12 protein-coding genes are annotated in these 16,933 nt (G+C 69.8%); 3 read left to right on the plus strand and 9 right to left on the minus strand.

Features of this window, described 5'->3' with window-relative positions:
- Nucleotides 1-66 precede the first annotated feature (66 nt).
- Both IEQ44_RS10060 and IEQ44_RS10065 read right to left on the minus strand, forming a co-directional pair.
- Nucleotides 67-2,670 carry an ABC transporter permease gene (locus tag IEQ44_RS10060; protein WP_193638321.1) on the minus strand — a complete coding sequence of 868 codons (2,604 nt, stop codon included), beginning with the start codon at nucleotides 2,668-2,670 and terminating at the stop codon, nucleotides 67-69.
- A gap of 2 nt (nucleotides 2,671-2,672) precedes the next feature.
- Nucleotides 2,673-3,458, minus strand: coding sequence for an ABC transporter ATP-binding protein (locus IEQ44_RS10065; protein WP_193638322.1), 786 nt, complete (start codon nucleotides 3,456-3,458; stop codon nucleotides 2,673-2,675).
- A gap of 153 nt (nucleotides 3,459-3,611) precedes the next feature.
- On the opposite strand from IEQ44_RS10065, the gene IEQ44_RS10070 reads away from it, so the two are divergent.
- Nucleotides 3,612-4,223 (plus strand): alpha-ketoglutarate-dependent dioxygenase AlkB, encoded by a 612-nt coding sequence (locus IEQ44_RS10070; protein WP_193638323.1) that lies wholly within the window; start codon nucleotides 3,612-3,614, stop codon nucleotides 4,221-4,223.
- 24 nt (nucleotides 4,224-4,247) lie between these two features.
- On the opposite strand, the gene IEQ44_RS10075 is transcribed toward IEQ44_RS10070, so the two are convergent.
- Genes IEQ44_RS10075 through IEQ44_RS10100 form a run of 6 tightly spaced genes read right to left on the minus strand, consistent with a single transcriptional unit; the run spans nucleotide 4,248 to nucleotide 13,390 of the window.
- The gene (locus tag IEQ44_RS10075) at nucleotides 4,248-4,808 is read right to left on the minus strand and encodes a LemA family protein (RefSeq protein ID WP_319804606.1); all 561 of its coding nucleotides are present in this window, start codon (nucleotides 4,806-4,808) and stop codon (nucleotides 4,248-4,250) included.
- Entirely contained in the window at nucleotides 4,805-6,538 is a 1,734-nt protein-coding gene (locus IEQ44_RS10080) for a DUF2207 domain-containing protein (protein WP_193638324.1), read from the minus strand. Before IEQ44_RS10080 ends, IEQ44_RS10075 begins: the two co-directional genes overlap by 4 nt.
- A gap of 42 nt (nucleotides 6,539-6,580) precedes the next feature.
- Nucleotides 6,581-7,315, minus strand: a complete 735-nt coding sequence (narI, locus tag IEQ44_RS10085; RefSeq protein WP_193638325.1) for a respiratory nitrate reductase subunit gamma — start codon at nucleotides 7,313-7,315, stop codon at nucleotides 6,581-6,583.
- A complete protein-coding gene (narJ, locus tag IEQ44_RS10090; protein WP_193638326.1) occupies nucleotides 7,315-8,025 on the minus strand; it encodes a nitrate reductase molybdenum cofactor assembly chaperone in 711 nt (236 codons plus the stop codon). The genes narI and narJ overlap by 1 nt, the downstream gene beginning before the upstream one ends.
- A complete protein-coding gene (gene narH / locus IEQ44_RS10095) occupies nucleotides 8,022-9,683 on the minus strand; it encodes a nitrate reductase subunit beta (protein ID WP_193638327.1) in 1,662 nt (553 codons plus the stop codon). The genes narJ and narH overlap by 4 nt, the downstream gene beginning before the upstream one ends.
- Nucleotides 9,684-9,697: 14 nt before the next feature.
- Nucleotides 9,698-13,390 (minus strand): nitrate reductase subunit alpha, encoded by a 3,693-nt coding sequence (locus IEQ44_RS10100; protein WP_193638328.1) that lies wholly within the window; start codon nucleotides 13,388-13,390, stop codon nucleotides 9,698-9,700.
- A 215-nt stretch (nucleotides 13,391-13,605) separates the two neighbouring features.
- Here IEQ44_RS10100 and IEQ44_RS10105 point away from each other — a divergent pair, with 215 nt between their 5' ends.
- Both IEQ44_RS10105 and IEQ44_RS10110 read left to right on the plus strand, forming a co-directional pair.
- On the plus strand, nucleotides 13,606-14,976 hold the full coding sequence (locus tag IEQ44_RS10105) for an MFS transporter (protein WP_193638329.1): 1,371 nt from the start codon (nucleotides 13,606-13,608) through the stop codon (nucleotides 14,974-14,976).
- Nucleotides 14,973-16,370, plus strand: a complete 1,398-nt coding sequence (locus IEQ44_RS10110) for an MFS transporter (RefSeq protein ID WP_193638330.1) — start codon at nucleotides 14,973-14,975, stop codon at nucleotides 16,368-16,370. The genes IEQ44_RS10105 and IEQ44_RS10110 overlap by 4 nt, the downstream gene beginning before the upstream one ends.
- Nucleotides 16,371-16,483: 113 nt before the next feature.
- On the opposite strand, the gene IEQ44_RS10115 is transcribed toward IEQ44_RS10110, so the two are convergent.
- Nucleotides 16,484-16,828 carry a DUF2249 domain-containing protein gene (locus IEQ44_RS10115; RefSeq protein WP_193638331.1) on the minus strand — a complete coding sequence of 115 codons (345 nt, stop codon included), beginning with the start codon at nucleotides 16,826-16,828 and terminating at the stop codon, nucleotides 16,484-16,486.
- Between the last annotated feature and the right edge of the window lie 105 nt (nucleotides 16,829-16,933).

Genomic DNA, 16,933 nt, shown 5'->3' on the forward strand with positions numbered 1-16,933 from the left:
GGATAGGTCGGCCCACAGGCCCACGTCCGGCGAATCGGCAAGGCTTGACCGCCCCGCGCCGGCCCCTCAGTCGGTGCCGATGGCCTGCAGCACGTCCAGCTGCGCGGCCCGACGAGCCGGCAGCACGGCCGCGACGACACCCACCACCAGCGCCACCAGACCGAACGCCGCGAGCTGGTCCCACGGCACCGAGATGACCTCGAGTCCCTGGTCGCGCAGCGAGTGCATGAGGGCGATCCCGAAGCCCACCCCCAGGCCCACCCCCAGGGTCGCACCCAGCATCGCGATCACCACCGACTCCACGGTGATCATCCGCCGCAGCTGGCTGCGTTGCAGTCCGATGGCCCGCAACAGCCCGATCTCCCTGGTGCGTTCGATCACCGAGAGGGCCAGCGTGTTCACGATGCCGAGCACCGCGATCAGCAGCGCCAGTCCGAGCAGGGCGAAGATCATCAGCACCAGCTGGTCGATCGGCTCGCGCTGCTCCGCCGCGAAGGCGGCCTGGTCCTTCAACGTCAACGTGGGGAGCCGGCCGATCACCCCCTCCAGCTGGCTCTCCAGCACGGGGCCGGGAGAGGTCACGTCGACCACCAGCAGGTTGTCGCGGTCGGGCAGGCCCGCGCGCAGCAGCGTCCGCGGGTCGGTGACGACCGGGAAGGGAAGCACCGGGTTGTCGGCGAAGATGCCGACCACGTCAAGCCTCAGGCGACGGCCGTTGACCTGCATCGCGAGGGTGTCCCCCACCGCGAGGCCCTCCTGCTCCGCGTGGGACTCCCCCACGATCACGGTCCCCGGGGCCAACCGCGAGTCGTCACCGCGCAGCACCTCCACCCCGAGCAGTCCCCGCAGCGCCGGGAGTCGGGCTGCGGTCAGACCCTGCGGCCGCCCTCCCTCGCCTCCCTCCAGCTCGCCGAAGGTGAACCGCACCGGCGCCACCCTCTCGACGCCGTCGACCCGACCCATCCGTCGGGCGATCGAGGCCGAGAACGGCTGACCCACGATGCTCGAGACGACGTAGTCGCCGCGGAAGTTGGTCTCCAGGGCGCGGTCGACGCTGGCCTTGGCCGAGTCGCCGACGATCGCCATCGTGCTGGCGAGCGCCAGGCCGATCATGAGCGCCGAGGCCGTCGCCGTCGTCCGTCGCGGGTTGCGCAGCGAGTTCTGCCCGGCCAGGAGACCCACCGAGCCCATCAGGGCCGAGAAGAGGGCCCGCGCCCCGAGCAGGAAGGGCTGGCAGATCACCGGCGCCGCCGCTGACACCCCCAGCAGGATCGCCAGGATCCCTCCACCCACGAACCAGCCGGCGCGGTCCACCGTGCCCATCAGCCCGAGGGCCAGGGCCCCGCCCCCCGCGGCCCCCAGGGCGAGACCGCCCAGGAACCGGCGACGCAACGAGGTCTCCGGCAACGCGACCTCGTCGCGCATCGCCTGGATCGGGGCGATGCGGGCCGTGCGTCGGGCCGGGAACCAGGCCGCCACCATCGTGACCACGATGCCCACCGCGTAGGACGCCACGAAGGTGCGCGGGGCGAAGACCAGGGGTTGGCCGGAGAGGTCGAGCCCGAAGGTGCCGAACAGGGTCCGGATCGCCATCGCGAGCAGCACCCCCAGACCGATGCCGAGCGTCGACCCGACCACGCCCAGCACGAACGCCTCCACCAGCACCGAGGCGCTCACCTGGCGGCGCGAGGCGCCGAGCGCCCGGAAGAGCGCCAGCTCCTTGCTGCGTTGGGCCACCAGGATCGAGAAGGTGTTGACGATGAGGAAGGCGCCGACCACGAGCGAGATGCCCGCGAAGATCAGCAGGAACGTGGTGAGGAAGGAGATGCCCTGCAGCAGCAGGGAGGAGGACTCGTCGGCCACGTCGTCACCGGTGCGGGCCTCGTAGCCAGCAGGAAGCACCTCGGCCACCCGGTCGCGCAGCTCCTCCTGCGTGACCCCCGGCGCCGCCGTGACCCAGGCGGAGTGGAACCGGTTTCGACCCCCCAGGAAGAGCCGTTGCGCCGTACGCGTGTCGAAGGCGGTCCACGTCGCCCCGCTGAAGGATCCCCCTTCGGCGAAGTCCGCGATGCCGACGAGGGTGGGCTTCAGGACACGCTCACCACCGGTGAAGAGGGTGACCTCCTCGCCGACGGCGTAGCCCGACCGCTGGGCCGTGAGGGCGTCCAGCACCACCTCACCGCGGCGCTTCGGCGGGTCGCCGCGCACGATCTGCAGACCCACCAGCCCCTGGCCGGCGGGAGCGCCCGTCCAGTTGGACCCCAGCGACGGCGCCCCGAAGGCGGCCACGGCCTTGCCGTTCTTGTCGATGACGAAGACCGCGGCGTCGAGGACGTTGCCGTCGGCCCGTGCGGCCCCCTCGACCCGGGCCAGCCGCTTGACCAGCCGCGCGGGCAGGGTCGGGGTGTCCCTCTCCGACGCCCCCGCGCCACCCTGGCCCGCCCCGGGCGCACCGGCGCCGCCGGGGATCGACGCCGCGTCGTCGGAGGTGACGGGCGTGACCACGACGTCACCCACCGTCGAGGCGAAGAGCGCGGTGAAGCTGCGGTTCAGCGTGTCGGTGAAGACCAGGGTGCCGGCCACGAAGGCGACGCCGAGCACGATCGCGAAGGTGCTCATCACCAGCCGCACCTTGCGCGCGAGCAGGCTCTTCAGAGCAGCCCGGAGCATGCTCAGACCTCGTGGGCGACCGCGGTCATGGCGGTCATGATCTCCAGCACCCGCTCGCGCGTGGGCTGGCGGATCTCCTCGACGATCCGTCCGTCGGCGAGGAAGATGACGCGATCGGTGTAGGCCGCCGCCACGGCGTCGTGGGTCACCATCACGATGGTCTGGCGGTGCTCGTCGACCGAGCGACGCAGGAGGGCCAGCACCTCGGCCCCGGAGTGGGAGTCGAGGTTGCCGGTCGGTTCGTCGGCGAAGACGATCCGCGGGCGGCTGACCAGGGCCCGGGCCACTGCGACGCGCTGCTGCTGACCGCCGGAGAGCTCGTTGGGCTTGTGGTCGAGCCGGTCACCCAGGCCGACGGTGCGGATGACGTTGCGGTACCACCGGCGGTCGGGCTTGCGACCCGCGATCGAGAGCGGCAGGAGGATGTTCTCCTCCGCGGTCAGGGTCGGCACCAGGTTGAACGACTGGAAGACGAAGCCGATCTCGTCGCGCCGCAGCGCGGTGAGGGCGTCGTCACCCAGGCGTCCGATCTCCTGGTTGCCGATCCACACCTCGCCGGCGTCGGCCTTGTCGAGCGCCGCACAACAGTGCATCAAGGTCGACTTGCCCGAGCCGCTCGGCCCCATGACGGCGGTGAACTCGCCGGCCTCGATGTCGAGGCTGACCCCGTCGAGGGCGCGCACCTGTGACTGGCCGGTGCCGTAGACGCGGGCCAGGTCGCGGACGCGCGCGGCCGGAGGGCCGAGCTCATGGGGAGGCTCGGCCGCGTGACCCACGGCGCCGTGCATGTCCCCACCTTCTCCCATCGTGCCAACTGGCCCGTCCCCGCTGCCCCTGCGTGACTGTCGGTGCAGCCGACGAGTCACGATAGTGCCCACCGGCATCGGCGGAGGCCGCTTTCCAGCCTTGCCCGTCGAACAGGTGTTCGATATCGTGGCGCGATGGAGTTCCAGAGCACGCTCTTCGCCACCGAGTCCGCGGCGCCCGTCCCGCTGCGTCCCGAGCGGCGCCCGTTGGCGCACGGCGCGTGGGTCGACGTGCAGCGAGGCTGGTTGGCGGATGCCGACGAGGTCTTCGCCACCATGTTGCGCGCGGTGCCGTGGCGGGCCGAGCGGCGCCAGATGTACGACCGCGTCGTCGACGTCCCCCGGCTGGTGCACCAGTACGGCGCCGGGGCCGCCCTCCCCCACCCGATGCTCGAGCGAGCCCGCGACGAGCTCAGCGCCCACTACCTGCCGGAGCTCGGCGAGCCGTTCGTGTCGGCCGGCTGCTGCTACTACCGCGACGGGCGCGACTCGGTGGCCTGGCACGGCGACACCTTCGGCCGCGGCCGCCACCAGGACACCATGGTCGCGATCGTCTCCCTCGGCGACCCGCGTCGGCTGGTGCTCCGTCCGCGAGGCGGCGGATCCTCGATCGCGGTGCCGCTGGGCCACGGCGACCTGGTCGTCATGGGCGGGAGCTGCCAACGTACGTGGGAGCACGCGGTGCCGAAGCAGGCCGCCGCCGGCCCGCGGGTCTCGGTGCAGTTCCGCCCGCGCCACGTGTGGTGAGCGCTGCCGGCCCGGGCGGGTGAGTCAGAACGGAGCTCCGGGCACCTCGCGATGACCCTCGGGGGCCTCGTAGAAGTCCCTGCTGTGCACCCGGGCCACTCCCGTGAGGAACATCCACGGCACCGTGGCGACCAGGTCGTTGAGGCGGCGCACGGTGTCGTTGTAGTACTGCCGCGCGAAGGCGACCTGCCCCTCGACGTCGGCCAGCTGCCGGAGCAGCTCGGAGAAGGTGGCGTCCGCGCGCAGCGTGGGGTAGTTCTTGGCGACCGCGGTGAGGTCGGCCAAGGATCGCTCGAGCCCGGCGTCGGCCTCGGCCCGCGAGCCGACGTCGTCACCCTCGGTGGCTCGCTGCACCTGTGTACGCGCCCGGGTCACCTCGCCGAGCACGCCCTGCTCGTGCGCGGCGTGGGCCTTGACCGTCTCCACCAGGCGCGGCACCAGCTCGGCCCGACGGGTCAGCTGCACGTCGATGCCGCCGATCGCCTCCCGGGCGGCCAGGTCGGCCCGGCGCAACCGGTTGAACCCGGTGACGACCACGAGCAGCAGCAGGGCCGTGATGCCCGTGAGCACCCAGACGAACGTCACCAGGAACCACCGCCCCCGCCTCCACCGCCGCCCCCTCCGGAGAAGCCGCCTCCGGAGCTCGAGCTGGCCTGCGTGGCCTGGTAGGAGGAGATCGCCCCGCCCACGGTGGAGGAGAAGCTGTCGACCATGGACTGCGGACCACCCGTCAGCGAGTAGGGGGCACCGATCAGCCACACGGGGTCAGGAGGATCGGAGGCCATCTCGGTGCGGTACTTCGCGGCCCACTCCTCCGCGCACCCGAAGGCCACCGCCCACGGCAGGTAGGCGGTGAAGAGCTCCTCGCGACCCGAGAAGTCGAAGCGCTCGATGCTGGAGGGTGTCGAGAGCACCCGGCGGAAGCCACCCACCTGCGACCAGAGCTGGCGCCCGCTGTCGGTGCGCTTCGTCGTGGCGCCGGGGTAGAGCACCGGCAGCCCCATGGCCGCGAAGGCACCCGGCACCATCGCGACCACGCTCATCGTCCCGCTCAGCGCGGCGACCAGGATCACGTAGACCACAGCCGCCGCGACGACGCCGACCCCCGCCGCGCTGCCGAACCCGGCGCGAGCCAGGTGACCCTCGCGCAGCGCCCACTCCTTGACGTCCTTGTCGAGGGTGGTCTTGACGGTCTGCATCGTGCGGCCGGCCTCGACGTCGTCCTCGGCGGCCACGAAACGGTCGGAGTCACGGTGCAGGGCGGCGGTCACCTTGCGGGTCAGGGGGTCGAGCTTGATCCGCAGCGCGTCCGGCATGCGGGTGACGACCCACTCGTCCTCGCCGCGCTCCAACCGGACGGCGCCTCGTTCGGCGGCGTGCATGAGGGTGGCCACCAGGGCGTGGCGGCTCGGACGCTCGGTGAGCAGGTAGGCACCCTGCGCGGGCCCCAGGTCCGGCGGCGGAGCGTACTGCAGGGGGAAGGCGGGCGGCTCCTCGAACGTGGGAGCGGCGATGCGCCGGCCCAGCCACCCCACGGCCACCGCGACGATTGCGACGATCGCCAGGAGCCAAGGCCAGCGGCCGAGCACCGGCGACCACGACACCGGCCAGACGAGGCGGCTCTCGGCCACCGGAGCGGCGACGGGAAGGTCGGCCTGCACCGTCACCGGCGTGTTCGGCTCGAGGTCGTCGGTCTCCACGGTGATCGTGTTGTCGGTGACCCGGGCCCGGCAGTTGTCCGCGCTCCCGGCCCCCTCGGCACACCGGACATCACCGCTCGGCGCCGCGGGCAGTCGCACCGTGAGCACGGCCGCGTCGATGGGCTGGGCCCACCCGGCGGGGATGAGGTCCCAGTAGAAGCGGCTCACCTCGTCACCCCGGTCGAGGAGCACGTCCTCGATCTCGTAACGGATCACGTAGGTGTGGTCCCCGCGCTCCAGCGTCTCGTCGGCGTCGCCGATCTTCAGCACGTGGAAGCGGCCGTTGTGCTGGCGGGAGCGCTCGAACTCCTCCGCCCGCCCGTTACGGGTGACGCTGACCTCGCGCGGCACGCGCGGCACCGAGGTGTCCTCGGCGTCGTACTCGTCGAAGAACCGGAAGATCCCGTGCCGGTCGCCCACCGGGAACCGGACGATCAGCGTCTCCGTGACGGCCATGTCACCGTCGTCGTCGACCTCGAAGACCGCGTTGTAGCGGGTGATCCGGGTCGGCTCGTAGCCCGAGTCGTCGTCCTGCTCGAAAAGGTAGGTGACAGCCGGCAGCGCGACCACGGCCAGCATCCCCAGCAGCACCAGCCAGGGCAGCACACGTCTCATGCCCCGACACCCTAGTGTCCGGCCGCCACCGACACAGCGGGTTCAGCGGCGGCCCACCGGCTCGTCCCAGCCGCGACGCTGCGGGCGGCTGCCCATCGCGTCGTCGCGGGAGCGGTAGACGATGTAGGGCCGCGTCAGGTAGCCGACCGGCGCCGAGAAGACGTGGACCAGGCGGGTGAAGGGCCACAGCGCGAAGAGGATGAAGGCCACCATGGCGTGGAGCTGGAAGCCGATCGGGGCCTCCGCCATCAGCGAGGCGTCCGGGGTGAAGGCCAGGAACGAGCGGTACCAGACCGAGACGCCCTCGCGGTAGTTGTACTCCCCACCGAGGGTGAAGATCGACCCGGCGATGGTGTTCCACATGCCCAGGAAAATCGCCGCGGCCAGGAAGAAGTACATGACCTTGTCCATCGGCGTGGTGGCGCTGAAGACCGGGCCGACCGTGCGGCGCCGGTAGATCAGGATGACCAGTCCGACCGTCGCCGCGATCCCGGCGACCAGCCCGCCACCGACGGCGGCGTAGTGGTACATGTGGTCGTCGATGCCGACCGCGTCGGTCCACGAGCGCGGGATGAGCAGACCGATCACGTGGCCGCCCACGACCCCCAGCATCCCGAAGTGGAAGAGCGGCGAGCCGAGTCGCAGCATCTTGTCCTCGTAGAGCTGCGAGGAGCGGGTGGTCCAGCCGAACTTGTCGTAGCGGTAGCGCCACACGTGGCCGACCACGAAGGTGGCGAGGCAGAGGTAGGGCACGATGACCCAGAGAAAGACGTCCATCAGGGGGCTCCCACCGGGATGCGGGCGGATGAGATGAGGGTCGGTCCTGCAGCAGGCGGCGCCTGGAGGGCAGGGTCGCCGTAGCCACCCAGCCCGACCTCCTCGGCCGGCGGGCCGGCCTCGACGAGGCGGCGTACGGCGTCGGCCTCGTCGCCGTCGAGCGGCGGGAGGGTGGCGCAGACGGCCGCCACGACGCCCCACCAGGGGGAGCCGTCTCCGTCGTCGAAGTTCTCCAGCGCCAGACGCAGCATCTCCACGCCCGCGCGGTGGTCGAGCAACAGCTTCAGCGCACCCGCCGTGTCGACGAGGGCACCGAACTGCAGCACCACGCTGAGGTGGTCGGGCAGCTCGTCCTCACTGGGGTCGAACTCGACCCCGGCGGCCCGGTAGGTCTCCTTGAACTCGACCAGCGCCAACCCCCGACGGCGGGTGTCGCCGTGGGAGAAGTAGGTCAGGTAGGGCGAGCACTTGCGGGTCAGGTCGAACGCCTTGACGTAGTCGACCTGGAGCTCGCGCAACGAGTGCGTACGCAGGTGCTCGATGACGGGCTGCAGGTGCGGGTCGTCGGGCACCAGGGCGGCGATGCCGTCCAGGCCCTCGATGAGCCGCTCGTCGGGGTAGTCGAGCAGCGCGGCACAGGCCGCCCAGACCGGGCGGACGTCACGCTTCTCGTTGCGCCGGCCGAGACCGAGCTTCTTGCGTGTCTTCATCGTGCCCCTCCCGACTTCGGCGGGAAGAGGCCCTCGGGCACGCCGCGACCGTCCCAGTTGAGCAGGTTGACGCGTCCGGCGGTCGGGTCACCGCCCGCCACGTCGCCGCTGACGTCGGACTCCTGGCGCTCCTTGAGCATCTGCAGGTTCTCCGCCGCCACCGGGTTGAGTCGGCCCGAACCCTCGCCGAAGAGGCCCTGCTGGCCGCCGCCGTACTCGGAGACGGGGCAGTCGGTGCCGATCTCCTCCAGCGCGTGCGCCTGCTCGGCGTGCGCCGCCGGGATGACGTAGCGCTCGGAGTACTTGGCGATCGCCAGCAGCCGGAACATCTCGTACATCGACTCGCCGTCCATGCCGACCGCAGCAGGGATGGAGTCGTCGGGGTCGCGACCCAGGTTGATGTCACGCATGTAGGAACGCATCGCGGCGAGCTTGCGCAGCACGTCGTTGACCGGACCCACGTCACCGGCGGTGAAGAGGTTGGCCAGGTACTCGACGGGGATCCGCAGGGCTTCGATGGCGGCGAACAGGTTGTCCCGGTCCTCCGCGTCATGACCGGTGTCCTTGATGACGTCGACGACCGGCGAGAGCGGCGGGATGTACCAGACCATCGGCATGGTGCGGTACTCCGGGTGGAGCGGCAGCGCCACCTCGTACTTGTTGATCAGCGCCCAGACCGGCGAGCGCTGGGCGGCGTCGATCCAGTCCTCGGGGATGCCGGCCTCGCGCGCGGCGCGCTGCACCTCGGGGTCCTCGGGGTCGAGGAAGCACTCACGCTGGGCCATGTAGAGGTCGTGCTCGTTCTCCACCGACGCGGCCTCCAGGACCTTGTCGGCGTCGTAGAGCACGAGACCGATGTAGCGCAGACGACCGACGCAGGTCTCCGCGCAGACGGTCGGGATGCCGACCTCGATGCGCGGGTAGCAGAAGGTGCACTTCTCGGCCTTGCCGGTCTTGTGGTTGAAGTAGACCTTCTTGTAGGGGCAGCCCGAGACGCACATGCGCCAGCCGCGGCAGCGGTCCTGGTCGACCAGGACGATGCCGTCCTCCTCGCGCTTGTAGATCGCGCCCGAGGGGCACGACGCGGCGCACGACGGGTTGAGGCAGTGCTCGCAGATGCGCGGCAGGTAGAACATGAAGGTCTGCTCGAACTCGAACTTGACCTTGTCCTCGATGCCCTTGATCATCTCGTCGCGCACCGCGTGCTCGGTGGAGCCGGCGAGGTCGTCGTCCCAGTTGGCCGACCACTCGATGTTCATGGTCTTGCCGCTGAGCAGCGAGATCGGCTTCGCGACCGGGAAGTTCTTCGTCGCCGGCGACGTCAGGAGCGTCTCGTAGTCGTAGGTCCAGGGCTCGTAGTAGTCCTGGATCGAGGGCATCTTCGGGTTGGAGAAGATCGTGACGAGCTTCTTCATCCTCCCGCCGGCCCGCAGCTTCAGGCGGCCCTTGGGAGTGCGTACCCAACCGCCCTTCCACTCCTCCTGGTTCTCGTAGGACCGGGGGTAGCCGAGACCGGGACGGGTCTCGACGTTGTTGAACCAGACGTACTCGGTGCCCGAACGGTTGGTCCACGCCTGCTTGCAGGTCACGGAACAGGTGTGGCATCCGATGCACTTGTCCAGGTTCATGACCATGGCCATCTGGGCCATCACGCGCATGTCGTCACTCCTTCTCAGTACTCGACGGGAGTACGGCGCTTGCGAATGGTTGTCACTTCGTCCCGGTTGTTGCCGATCGGGCCGATGTAGTTGAAGAAGTAGGACAGCTGGGCGTATCCGCCGACCACGTGGTTCGGCTTCATCACGATGCGCGTCAGGGAGTTGTGGATGCCTCCGCGCTTGCCGTCCCGCTCGGTCAGCGGCACGTCGATCAACCGGTCCTGGGCGTGGTGCATGTAGACGGTGCCCTCCGGCATGCGGTGGCTGACGATGGCACGGGCAGCCACCACGCCGTTGCGGTTGACCATCTCGATCCAGTCGTTGTCCTTGATGCCGACCTTGGCGGCGTCACGGTCGGAGATCCAGACCGACTGACCGCCGCGCGAGAGCGACAGCATGAAGAGGTTGTCCTGGTACTCGGAGTGGATCGACCACTTGTTGTGCGGCGTCAGGTAGCGCACCGAGACACCCAGCTCGGAGGTGGTGCCCAGCTCGGGCTCACCGAAGAGGTGGCTCATGTTCAGCGGCGGGCGGTAGACCGGCAGCATCTCGCGCGTGCCGAGGAACCAGTCGTGGTCGACGTAGAACTGCTGGCGCCCGGTGAGCGTGTGGAAGGGCTTGAGCCGCTCGATGTTGATGGTGAAGGGGCTGTAGCGCCGCCCACCGCTCTCCGAGCCCGACCACTCCGGTGAGGTGATCACCGGCACCGGCGCCACCTGGGTGTCGGCGAAGGTGATCTGCTTGCCCTCGTGCTCGGCGGAGAGGTCGGCCAGCTGGGTGCCGGTGCGCTTCTCCAGGAACTTGAAGCCCTGCGTGGCGAGGTGGCCGTTGGAGACACCCGCGAGGTGCAGCATCGCGTCGGCCATCTGCACGTCGGTCTCGACCTTCGGCTGGCCGTCACCGGCGCCGCCGTGGGCCACGCCGTTGCGCTTGCGGAGGATCTCGATCTCCCGCTTCACGTCGTAGGCCACACCCTTGGTGAGCATGCCGATCTTCTCCAGGAGCGGACCGATCGACGTCATCTTGTCGTAGATGGCGGTGTAGTCACGCTCGGCCACCGCGATGACGGGCATGGTCTTGCCCGGCACCGGGTCGCACTCGCCGGTGCGCCAGTCCTTGACGACGCCGTGCTCGGTGGCCATGGCCTCCGGGGTGTCGTGCCACAGCGGCTTGGCGATGACGTCCTTGCGGGTGCCGAGGTGGGTGACGGCGAGCTCGGAGAACTTCTTCGCGATCGTCTTCCACGCCTCCCAGTCCGACTTGGTCTGCCACGGGGGCGCGATCGCCGGGTTGAAGGAGTGCACGAAGGGGTGCATGTCGGTGGTGGAGAGGTCGTGCTTCTCGTACCAGGTCGCGGCCGGCAGCACGACGTCGCTGAAGATCGTGCTGGAGGTCATCCGGAAGTCGAGGGTGAGCAGCAGGTCGAGCTTGCCCTCCGGTGCCTCGTCGGCCCACCGCACGCCCGTCGGACGCTGGTCGGGCGCGGCCTCCTTGGCGGTCGCCGCGCTGTCGGTGCCGAGCAGGTGACGCAGGAAGTACTCGTTGCCCTTCGCCGAGCTGCCCAGCAGGTTGGAGCGCCACAGCGACAGCACGCGGGGGTGGTTCTCCTCGGCCTCCGGGTCCTCGATGGCGAACTTGAGACGACCCTCCTTCAGCTCCTGGGCCACGTAGGGCCCGGCCTCCATGCCCGCGGCCTCGGCCTCGTCGGCGAGCGCGAGCGAGGAGCGGTCGAAGGTCGGGTAGCTCGGGCTCCACCCCAGCCGCGCCGACTGGGCCAGCAGGTCCATCACGGTCTTGCCGGCGAAGTAGCCGGTGCCGGCGTCGAGGTCGTCGGCGGTGAAGGTGTCGTAGCGGTACTGCGAGGTGTTCACGTACCAGTAGGACGTCTGGTTCATGTGCCGCGGCGGGCGCTGCCAGTCCAGCGCGAAGGCCATGTGCTGGAAGCCCATGATCGGGCGGATCTTCTCCTGGCCCACGTAGTGCGCCCAGCCACCGCCGTTGCGGCCCTGGGTGCCGGTGATCGTGGTGAGCAGGAGGATCGCGCGGTAGATCTGGTCGGAGTGGTACCAGTGGTTGACACCGGCGCCGAGCAGGATCATGCCGCGACCCTCGGTGTCGATCGCGTTCTGCGCCCACTCCCGGGCCAGGCGGGTGACCTGAGCAGCAGGCACGCCGGTGTGCTGCTCCTGCCAGGCCGGCGTGGCGGGGACCGTCGGGTCCTCGTACGACTCGGGCCACGCGCCGGGCAGGCCGGGGCGAGCCACGCCGTACTGCGCGAGCAGCAGGTCGAGGACGGTGGTCACCAGACGGTCGCCGACACGGACCGCAGGCACCCCGCGCGACTCGTGCACGACCCGGCCGTCGGGGGCGTCGAAGCGCGGCAGGCCGATCTCGACGGCCTCGGCCGACGCGGCGCCGTGCAGGGTGAGCAGGGGGTCGATGTCACCGAGGTCGAGGTTCCACTGGCCCTCACCCTCGGCACCGAAGCGGTGGCCGAGCGAACCACGCGGGATGCGCACCTCGCCGGCCGTGTCCATCACCGCGGGCTTCCACATCGTGTTCTCGGTGCCACCCTCGGGGTGGTCGATGTCGCCCGCGACGAGGAACTTGCCGGGGCGGTAGGTGCCGTCCTCGGCGACGTCGAGGCTCACGAGGTGGGGCAGGTCGGTGAAACGCTTGTTGTAGTCGGCGAAGAAGGCGGGCACCTCGTCGCCGGCGAAGAACTCCTTGAGGATGACGTGCCCCATGCCCATGGCCAGGGCGCCGTCGGTGCCGGGCGCGGGCGTGACCCACTCATCGGCGAACTTGACGTTCTCGGCGTAGTCCGGCGCCACGGCGATGACCTTCTGGCCGCGGTAGCGCGCCTCGGTCATCCAGTGCGCGTCGGGCGTACGGGTCATCGGGACGTTGGAGCCCCACATCATGAGGTAGCCCGCGTCCCACCAGTCGCCGGACTCGGGCACGTCGGTCTGGTCGCCGAACATCTGCGGCGAGGCGTTGGGCAGGTCGGCGTACCAGTCGTAGAACGACAGCATCGGGGCGCCGATGAGCTCGAGGAACCGGGCGCCGGAGGTGTAGGAGACCGGCGACATGGCCGGGATCGGCGAGAAGCCGGCGATCCGGTCGGGGCCCCAGCGCTTGACCGTGTAGACGTGGGCGGCGGCGACGATCTCGGAGACCTCGTCCCAGGTGGCGCGCACCAGGCCACCCTTGCCGCGCGCGGACTTGTAGCGCTTCGCCTTCTCCGGGTCCTGGACGATCGAGCCCCAGGCGATCACCGGGTCGCCGTACTGCTCCTTCGCCTCGCGGAACATGTCCAGCAGCACGCCACGGACGTACGGGTGGCGCACCCGGGTCGGGCTGTAGGTGTACCAGGAAAAAGCAGCGCCCCGAGGACAGCCACGGGGCTCGTACTCGGGGCGGTCGGCGCCGGCGCTCGGGTAGTCGGTCTGCTGCGCCTCCCAGGTGATGATCCCGTCCTTGACGTAGACCTTCCACGAGCAGGAGCCGGTGCAGTTGACGCCGTGGGTCGACCGCACCACCTTGTCGTGGGCCCACCGGTCCCGGTAGAACGCGTCGCCCTCACGCCCGCCCTTGGCGGTGATGGTGCGCAGGTCGTCGCTGACCTTGCTCCGCGTGAAGAAACGGCGGCTGGCGACGAGTGCATCGCTCAGACCGCCGTCGAAACCCGGCTTGGTGTCGCTCACAGAACTTCCCTTCGGCCACGAATGGTCGCCTCGTACGGTCTCGCTCGTGCGGACACTATGACCCCGACGGTGGGGCCATCGCAAGCATTTGCACGGCGAGCGAATATTCACGGACGTGCCTCGCCACACACCCAAGAATCTGGACGCGAACGGCCATCAATACGTAACGTGCGTCGCAGGAACCACGCGTTCACGGCCTCTTCCAGGAGCCCCCCATGGCTGATCGTCCCCCCGCCAGCACCGGCGCTGACCCAGGTGCCGCACCCACTCTCGACCGGGAGCGCCCGGGCCGCCATCGCGTGCTCTGGCTCTCCACGATCGCGTTCACCCTGATGTTCGCGGTCTGGCTCATGTTCGGCATCCTCGGGACGCCGATCCGCGAGGAGTTCGGCCTGAGCGAGGTCCAGCTGTCGTGGATCGTGGCGGCCGCGGCGCTCAACGGCTCCCTGTGGCGACTGCCCGCCGGCATGCTCGCCGACCGCTGGGGCGGACGCGTGGTGCTCACCGGCCTGCTGCTGCTGACCGCGGTGCCGACCTACCTGGTCTCGCAGGCCAGCTCCTACGCGGTGCTGCTGGTGCTGGCCTTCCTGATCGGCTTCGCCGGCAACGCCTTCTCCGCAGGCATCGCGTGGAACTCCGCCTGGCAGCCGCGCGAGCACCAGGGCTTCGCGCTCGGCCTCTTCGGCGCCGGCAACGTGGGCGCCTCGGTCACCAAGTTCATCGGTCCCCCGCTGATCGCCGGCACCGCCGGCGCCACCTACTTCGGCGTGATCGACGGCGGCTGGCGACTCGTGCCCGTGGTCTACGCCGCGCTGCTCGTGGTGATGGCGGCCGCCGTGTGGTTCGGCACCCCCCGCCACGACCTCAAGCCCGGCACCGGGGTGCCCTTCGCCCGGCAGGTGGCCCCGCTGCGCCAGATGCGCGTGTGGCGCTTCAGCCTCTACTACGTCGCCGTCTTCGGGGCGTACGTCGCGCTGGCGGCCTGGCTGCCCGTCTACTACATGGACAACTTCGACGTCTCGTTGCAGACCGCGGCGCTGCTCACCGCCACCTACATCTTCCCGGCCTCGTTGCTGCGCCCGTTGGGCGGCTCGCTCTCGGACCGCTTCGGCGCCCGCCGGGTCATGTACTGGACCTTCGGGGCGATGCTGCTGACCTCCGGGATCCTGATGATGCCCAACGGCCACATCACGATCGTGCACGCCGACGGTCGCGAGACCGAGCACCTCGCCTACACCCTCGGGCTCGTGCCCTTCGTCGTGCTGGTCTTCGTGCTCGGTTGCGCCATGGGCGTCGGCAAGGCCGCGGTCTTCAAGCACATCCCGGAGTACTTCCCCGACAACGTCGGCGCCGTCGGCGGCCTGGTGGGCATGCTGGGCGGCCTGGGCGGCTTCGCACTCCCGCCGCTCTTCGCCTACACGAAGGCGTGGTCGGGCTTCCCCACCAGCACCTTCGCGGTGCTCTTCGTCCTCACCGTGGTCTGCGCGGTGTGGATGCACTGGACGGTCGTCCACATGCTCCACCGAGAGTCCCCGCAGCTCGCGGGTCACCTCGACCACCCCACGCCTGAGGAGGCACCCGCATGAGCAAGGCGAGCACCGACCGCAGCGGCGGTGAGTGGCTGCAGGACTGGGATCCGGAGAACGAGGAGACGTGGGACAAGCCACTGGCGTGGAAGACGCTGTGGATCACCACGTTCGGGCTCTTCCTCGCCTTCGTGGCCTGGTTCCTCCCCAGCGCGCTCATCCCCAAGCTCAACCCGCTCGGCTACTCCTTCACCACCACTGAGCTCTACTGGATGGCCGCGATGCCGGGCCTCTCCGCGGGGCTCTTCCGCCTGGTCTGGATGGTGCTCCCGCCCATCATGGGCACCCGCAAGATGGTGGCGGTCACCTCGTTGCTGCTCGTCTTCTCCACCCTCGGGTGGGGGGTGCGCGTCCAGGAGCCGACCGCCCCCTACTGGGAGCTGATGGTGCTGGCCTTCCTCGCCGGCATCGGCGGTGGCGCCTTCTCGGGCTTCATGCCGAGCACCTCCTACTTCTTCCCGAAGTCGAAGCAGGGCACCGCGCTCGGTCTGCAGGCCGGCATCGGCAACTTCGGTGTCTCCGCGGTCCAGCTGCTCACGCCCTACCTCATCGGCTTCTCGTGGCTCGCCTTCTTCGGCTCCTCGCAGAGCATCTCGATGCCGGGCCAGGACGCTCAGGAGGTCTGGTACCAGAACGCCGCCTTCATCTGGATCCCGCTGATGGTGCTGTCGTCGATCCTGGCCTGGACGATGCTGAAGTCGGTGCCGATCAAGGCCAACATCCGTCAGCAGTTCGACATCTTCGGCAACGTCGACACCTGGCTGATGACCGTGCTCTACATCATGACCTTCGGCACCTTCGCCGGCCTGGCGGCCCAGTTCGGCCTGCTGATGGCCGACCTCTACGGCATCTCCAACCCCGACATCGTCCAGGGCACCGGCGCCGAGGCGACCGTGCTGGTCGAGGGCTACGACGTGCCCGACGTCGTGAAGTACGTCTTCCTCGGCCCGCTGGTCGGCGCCGGGGCACGCGTCATCTTCGCTCCCCTGACCGATCGGATGGGCGGCGCGATCTGGACGCTGATCTCGGGCATCGGTCTGATCGGGGCGATCGCCTTCACGATCCCGGCGCTGACGCCCGACGCCACGTCGGCGGCCACGCTGGAGAGCGGCTTCAACCAGTTCCTGTGGGGGATGCTGGCGATCTTCCTCTTCTCCGGCATCGGCAACGCCTCCACCTTCAAGCAGATGCCGATGATCTTCGAGAAGCGGCAGGCCGGCGGCGTGATCGGCTGGACAGCGGCGATCGCCGCCTTCGGGCCCTTCTTCTTCGGCATCGGCGTCACCACCCTGGGTCCGGTCGCGTTCTACGCGATCGGCATCGCCTGGGCCGTCATGTGCGTGGTCATCACGTGGATGCGCTACGCCCGCAAGGGAGCCCCGCGCCCGAGCTGACACCTCCACCCCACCCAATCCCCCGTCAACGTCATCGTGACCGGCCGCCTGGGCGGCCGGTCACGAGGACGTTCGGGGTGCTGCGGGGTCGCCCAGGTGCGGCGACGAGCAGCTCAGGTGCGCAAGAACTGCAGGCGCCACTGCTCCGGGCCGGCCTCGAGGTAGTCGACGGCGAAGGCACCCGGGGCTCGCTCCTCGAGCTGGCGCAGCAGCGGGACCGGGTCATGGGTGGCCCGGAAGATCACACCCTGACCGGACGCAAGTGAGTCGAGCGCCCCGAAGAGAGTGGCGTGTCGGATCGCGTGCGGGATGGTCTGCACGTCGAGCTCGGGGTGCCCGGCGCCATGCGCCTCCCCGCAGCCGCAGGAGTGCCCCTGTGGTCGGGCGGAGTCGGCGTCCGAGGCGATGGTGAAGGTGGATCCGGTGGTCGCGCGGTCGGCGCCGTGGTCGGAGTTCATGTGTGGGTCACGCCCCTGTCAGGTTGGGAAACGGGCACCGGGTCGGCACCCGTGGTGAATATACCCACACTTTCTCCGTGAGAATTGGACGGGGCGGCAGATTTT

Source organism: Nocardioides malaquae, assembly GCF_015070385.1.
Lineage (GTDB): Bacteria > Actinomycetota > Actinomycetes > Propionibacteriales > Nocardioidaceae > Nocardioides > Nocardioides malaquae.

Bases quoted from the DNA above. Each gene is read 5' to 3' on its own strand.
- IEQ44_RS10115 (WP_193638331.1), bottom strand. From the start codon at position 16,828: ATGAACTCCGACCACGGCGCCGACCGCGCGACCACCGGATCCACCTTC.
- narI (WP_193638325.1), bottom strand. From the start codon at position 7,315: ATGGACGTCTTTCTCTGGGTCATCGTGCCCTACCTCTGCCTCGCCACC.
- IEQ44_RS10065 (WP_193638322.1), bottom strand. From the start codon at position 3,458: ATGCACGGCGCCGTGGGTCACGCGGCCGAGCCTCCCCATGAGCTCGGC.
- IEQ44_RS10070 (WP_193638323.1), top strand. From the start codon at position 3,612: ATGGAGTTCCAGAGCACGCTCTTCGCCACCGAGTCCGCGGCGCCCGTC.
- IEQ44_RS10110 (WP_193638330.1), top strand. From the start codon at position 14,973: ATGAGCAAGGCGAGCACCGACCGCAGCGGCGGTGAGTGGCTGCAGGAC.
- narH (WP_193638327.1), bottom strand. From the start codon at position 9,683: ATGCGCGTGATGGCCCAGATGGCCATGGTCATGAACCTGGACAAGTGC.
- IEQ44_RS10080 (WP_193638324.1), bottom strand. From the start codon at position 6,538: ATGAGACGTGTGCTGCCCTGGCTGGTGCTGCTGGGGATGCTGGCCGTG.
- IEQ44_RS10060 (WP_193638321.1), bottom strand. From the start codon at position 2,670: ATGCTCCGGGCTGCTCTGAAGAGCCTGCTCGCGCGCAAGGTGCGGCTG.
- narJ (WP_193638326.1), bottom strand. From the start codon at position 8,025: ATGAAGACACGCAAGAAGCTCGGTCTCGGCCGGCGCAACGAGAAGCGT.
- IEQ44_RS10105 (WP_193638329.1), top strand. From the start codon at position 13,606: ATGGCTGATCGTCCCCCCGCCAGCACCGGCGCTGACCCAGGTGCCGCA.